This window comes from Nostoc sp. (assembly GCF_036919815.1).
Taxonomy (GTDB): Bacteria; Cyanobacteriota; Cyanobacteriia; order Cyanobacteriales; family Nostocaceae; genus Nostoc.
Genome location: NZ_JBALCE010000069.1, coordinates 1 through 5,091 on the forward strand (window position 1 = coordinate 1; position 5,091 = coordinate 5,091).

At 42.5% G+C, this 5,091-nt stretch carries 4 protein-coding genes; 3 read left to right on the forward strand and 1 reads right to left on the reverse strand.

Annotated features, from left to right (window positions below; all coding sequences use genetic code 11):
- The first annotated feature begins 360 nt into the window (after positions 1–360).
- From psbA to V7K15_RS16485, 3 genes are all read left to right on the forward strand, one after another.
- Positions 361–1,443 carry a photosystem II q(b) protein gene (psbA, locus tag V7K15_RS16475; RefSeq protein WP_334906735.1) on the forward strand — a complete coding sequence of 361 codons (1,083 nt, stop codon included), beginning with the start codon at positions 361–363 and terminating at the stop codon, positions 1,441–1,443.
- Positions 1,444–1,984: 541 nt separating this feature from the next.
- Positions 1,985–2,674 (forward strand): Uma2 family endonuclease, encoded by a 690-nt coding sequence (locus tag V7K15_RS16480; RefSeq protein WP_334906737.1) that lies wholly within the window; start codon positions 1,985–1,987, stop codon positions 2,672–2,674.
- 271 nt (positions 2,675–2,945) lie between these two features.
- Positions 2,946–4,337 carry a malic enzyme-like NAD(P)-binding protein gene (locus tag V7K15_RS16485; RefSeq protein WP_334906739.1) on the forward strand — a complete coding sequence of 464 codons (1,392 nt, stop codon included), beginning with the start codon at positions 2,946–2,948 and terminating at the stop codon, positions 4,335–4,337.
- Between the two features lie 22 nt (positions 4,338–4,359).
- Here the strand turns inward: V7K15_RS16485 and V7K15_RS16490 are convergent, their stop codons facing one another.
- The gene (locus V7K15_RS16490; protein ID WP_334906741.1) at positions 4,360–5,025 is read right to left on the reverse strand and encodes a nucleotidyltransferase family protein; all 666 of its coding nucleotides are present in this window, start codon (positions 5,023–5,025) and stop codon (positions 4,360–4,362) included.
- Positions 5,026–5,091 lie beyond the last annotated feature (66 nt).

Genomic DNA, 5,091 nt, shown 5'->3' on the forward strand with positions numbered 1-5,091 from the left:
TGTTTAATACCTAAGATTATTCATACTTTTCCTAAGTCTCTGATTAACTCAGCCCTGCTGGGATATTTTGCATGGCTTAGTCTAAACTCCAGTTAGGCGATCGCGTCATTGATAGTTATAGCTAATTTGGTGTTGAAATAGTTTATAAAGCCTCAATTCATAACTATTATTATTTCATAGTAGGAAAAATTTACAGTTTGATCAGCTGATCAAAGAACTCTGTAACAGAATATTAAGTCACAGATCGCGTCAAAATAAATTAATGTAGACTCTATTTAAGCAGGCGAAAAAGATCCGCTTGTTCCATTTTTAACAACTCTGCTTGTTCAATTTTTAACAACATATAGCACTTATAAAACAATGACCACAACCTTACAACGGCGCTCTGACGCTAACGTATGGGATCGCTTCTGCGAGTGGATCACCAGCACCGATAACCGGATATATATCGGTTGGTTCGGCGTTTTGATGATTCCTACTCTGCTAGCTGCGACCACCTGCTTCGTAATTGCCTTTATCGCTGCTCCTCCTGTAGACATCGATGGTATCCGCGAACCAGTTGCAGGTTCTTTGATCTACGGAAACAACATCATCTCTGGTGCAGTTGTTCCTTCCTCTAATGCCATCGGCTTGCACTTGTACCCAATCTGGGAAGCTGCTTCCTTAGATGAGTGGTTGTACAACGGTGGTCCTTACCAGTTGGTAGTTTTCCACTTCTTAATCGGTTGTGCTACCTACTTGGGTCGTCAGTGGGAACTTTCTTACCGCTTAGGTATGCGTCCTTGGATCTGCGTAGCTTACAGCGCACCTTTGGCTTCCGCTACCGCAGTATTCTTGATCTACCCCATCGGTCAAGGTTCTTTCTCAGATGGTATGCCTTTGGGTATCTCTGGAACCTTCAACTTCATGATTGTGTTCCAAGCAGAACATAACATCTTGATGCACCCCTTCCACATGTTAGGTGTGGCTGGTGTATTCGGTGGTTCCTTGTTCTCTGCAATGCACGGTTCTCTAGTAACTTCTTCCTTGGTACGTGAAACCACCGAAACCGAATCACAAAACTACGGTTACAAGTTCGGTCAAGAAGAAGAAACCTACAACATCGTTGCAGCCCACGGCTACTTCGGTCGTTTGATTTTCCAATACGCTTCTTTCAACAACAGCCGTTCACTGCACTTCTTACTCGCAGCATGGCCTGTCGTCGGTATCTGGTTCACCGCTTTGGGTATCAGCACGATGGCATTTAACCTGAACGGTTTCAACTTCAACCAATCAATCATTGACTCCCAAGGTCGCGTCATCAGCACCTGGGCAGATGTAATCAACCGCGCTAACTTGGGTATGGAAGTAATGCACGAGCGTAACGCTCACAACTTCCCCCTAGACTTAGCTGCTGGTGCAGTTACTCCTGTAGCAATGACTGCTCCTGCTATCAACGGTTAATACTTGAGTATTAGCTAAATAAAAAGCGCCCTCTAGAAATGGGGGGCGCTTTTTAGTTGAAACAAAAATAAGCCCCATCTCTCACCCTGTACTCAGGTGTAGATTGGGTTGAGGAACGTAGCAAGATCCCGCAGGGTAGCCTAAGATTATCAACCATTTGTTGAGTTTCGCTATTGCTCAACCCAACCTACTATTTTTCTTAACCCAAGCGTATTGTCTTTAGGACGTACGCACAATTTACGGAATAACGTAGACGCTTCGGCTTGCCGTAGGCTACCACAGAGGCGCAGAGAATACAGAGAAATCAGAGTTTGAGAGATATTTTGCGTAAGTCCTAGTCTTAAAACTAACTATTTTAGGACTTACGCAAAACTACACGCGGTAGGGGCAATACCCTGCCGTCAGCTAAAGCTACATAAATTGCCCCTACCTAAAAATCATAGTTTCAGCTATTGTTTGCGTAAGTCCTACATTTAATAAATCCTGTAGTAGGCACTATGTTAGATTCAAGCTACAACTCCTGCGGATGAGGAATCAGGTAATGGCGATTTCTGTGGAACATGGCTTAAATAATAGCGCTTTTATTCCTCCCTTAGAAAGTGGCGATCGCTTAACCCGCCACGAATTTGAGCGTCGTTATACAGCAATGCCCGATAAAAAAGCAGAATTAATTGAAGGAGTCGTCTACGTGGCATCACCACTGCGTTTTAGAAGTCATGGTTTACCTCATAGAAACTTAATTATCTGGTTAGGAAATTACAAAGTTTCTACCCCAGGCGTAGAACTAGGTGACAATGCTACTGTGCGCTTAGATTTAGACAATGAACCACAACCTGATGTTTTGTTGTTAATAGATAAACCAACCAGGGGACAGGCACAGATAAGTGAAGATTATTACGTAGAAGGCGCACCGGAATTAGTAGCAGAAGTAGCAGCTAGTAGTGCATCTATTGATTTGTACGACAAAAAACGCGCCTACCGTCGCAACGGAGTGCAGGAATATATCGTCTGGCAGACTTTAGAGAATAAACTCGACTGGTTCTGTTTGCAAAATGGTGAATATTTGCCACTCGTAGCAGATGCAGATGGGGTGATTAAAAGTAGGGTATTTCCAGGTTTGTGGTTAGCTGTCACCTTACTAATTACTGGAGACATGACGAAAGTTTTAGCAGTGCTGCAACAAGGGTTGAAGTCAGAAGAACACACGGAGTTTATTGAGCGCTTAGTTTAGTAAAACTTAATACAATTGGATTGAAAAATAAAAATATTTACATAGATAAAATTTTTTAAAATATCTGGTGTATTTGGATACAATTACTAAATTGTTACTCATTTCTATTAGTGAATGTCTTAGTATAAATAAAATTAATTATAAAACCTGTGAGCAGTGAGTAAACTAACTACTGATGGTGATCATAAGAGTTTACACTGACTACAAATCTCAGATTTTAGTTTTTGTCTCAATTCAATATAAAATCTAATACTTAAAATCCAAAATCAACATGGCACACCTGACTCCGAATTCTAGTTTTAGTTTGACGCTGCGCTTGCAGATTCCCAATCGTGCAGGGATGTTGGCATCGATAACCCAGGCGATCGCAACTAGTGGTGGTAATCTCGGTGAAATTGATTTAATTGACCAAACCCGCAAAGAGTCCACCCGCGATATTACCGTTGATGCTGCTAGTACCGAACACGCTGAAAGCATTGTGCAAGCAGTCAAAGCATTGCCAGATGTCAAGTTACTCAGTGTCTACGATCGCACCTTTAATTTACATCGCGGCGGCAAAATTAGCATTGTCAGCAGAATTCCCCTGAAGAGTGTTTCCGATTTGGCAATGGCTTACACGCCCGGAGTCGGTCGAATTTGTACAGCGATCGCTCAAGATCCAGAGGAAGTTTACAAGTTAACCATCAAACAAAACACTGTTGCTATTGTTACTGATGGTAGTGCCGTTTTGGGATTGGGAAATCTCGGACCAGCAGCCGCCCTACCAGTCATGGAAGGCAAAGCAATGCTGTTCAAGGAATTTGCGGGGCTGGATGCTTTTCCCATCTGTCTGGCCACCCAAGATACAGAAGAGATTATCCAGACAGTTAAGAATATCGCTCCGGTTTTTGGGGGCGTGAATTTAGAGGATATTGCTGCACCTCGCTGCTTTGAAATTGAAAAGAGATTGCGCCAAGAGTTAGATATTCCCGTTTTTCATGATGACCAGCACGGTACAGCAATTGTCACCTTGGCGGCGTTGTTTAACGCTCTTAAGGTGGTACAAAAGTCAATGGCCGAAATTCACATTGTAATTAACGGTGCTGGGGCGGCGGGAGTAGCGATCGCTCGCTTACTGAAAAAAGCTGGGGCAGAAAAAATCTGGATGTGCGACTCTAAAGGGATTATCTCTAGTAGTCGCACCGACTTGACAGCAGAAAAACTTGAATTTGCTGTGAAAGCTCAGGGAACGTTAGCGGGTGCAATGCCAGGAGCAGATGTATTTATTGGCGTCAGCGCACCCGGAGTTTTGACACCAGAAATGGTACATTCGATGGCAAAAGATCCAATTGTGTTTGCAATGGCAAATCCGATTCCAGAGATTCAGCCAGAATTAATCAGTGAAGATGTTGCTGTGATCGCTACCGGTCGCAGTGACTACCCGAATCAAATCAATAACGTCCTCGCTTTTCCTGGGGTATTCCGTGGGGCTTTAGATTGTCGGGCACAGACAATTACCACCAGTATGTGTCTGGAAGCCGCAAGTGCGATCGCCTCCTTAGTCAAACCTTCAGACTTGAATCGGGAACATATTATTCCTTCAGTCTTTGATGTGCGTGTCGCCACTACTGTTGCTGCTGCTGTGCAACGTGCAGCGCGTGAAGAAGGTATTGCTCAGAATTAAATAAAGAAGAATTCTTCTTTGTTTACTGTCCTCCAGAAGCCGCTTTGGTAATTAATAGCAATTGTTCGTAATCCTTTGGTGTATCAATATCGATATCCCCTTGTGAAAACGGCATGGAAAAGACTTCATTGAGGTTATTATTAATAACTCTTTTTGCTCCTGAAGTTTCTTTCAAAGCAGCAAGTTCCGAAAAAAATATCTGACTAAATAGAGCGGGTACACCTAATGTACCCGCATATTCACAAGCAATAATCGGTTTTTTCGTCGAATAATATGCATCAACAAGTTGATTAATAATTTGATGAGAAACAAATGGCTGGTCGCAAAGTGTAATAACTACTGCTTCGATTTTTTCAGGAAGATTATTTAACAATTCAATACCGCTCTTGATTGAAGTACTCATTCCCCAAGCCCAATCCAAGTTATTAACTACTTTAACGGGAAGTTGCTTAATTTGGGGCTGAATCTGTTCTGCATTTGCTCCAAGTACTACTACCACAGGTTGACAAACTGAAGCGATCGCCATTTCTGTAATGGATTGTAAAAAACTACGTCCTTGGTAAAGCAATAGTTGTTTAGGTGTACCCATACGAGTCGATGCACCAGCAGCAAGAATCATAATCGCTATGGTTGATTTTTGATTGTCTATTTCCTCAGTGTTACAGCAGTTTGCGATCAAATTCACCACAAGAAGAGCTATCTAATAGGCTCAAAAAACAGACCACAATGATTAAACCAATTTAGAGCATTTTCA

Coding starts and splice junctions, on each gene's coding strand:
- psbA (WP_334906735.1), top strand. CDS start 361: ATGACCACAACCTTACAACGGCGCTCTGACGCTAACGTATGGGATCGC.
- V7K15_RS16480 (WP_334906737.1), top strand. CDS start 1,985: ATGGCGATTTCTGTGGAACATGGCTTAAATAATAGCGCTTTTATTCCT.
- V7K15_RS16485 (WP_334906739.1), top strand. CDS start 2,946: ATGGCACACCTGACTCCGAATTCTAGTTTTAGTTTGACGCTGCGCTTG.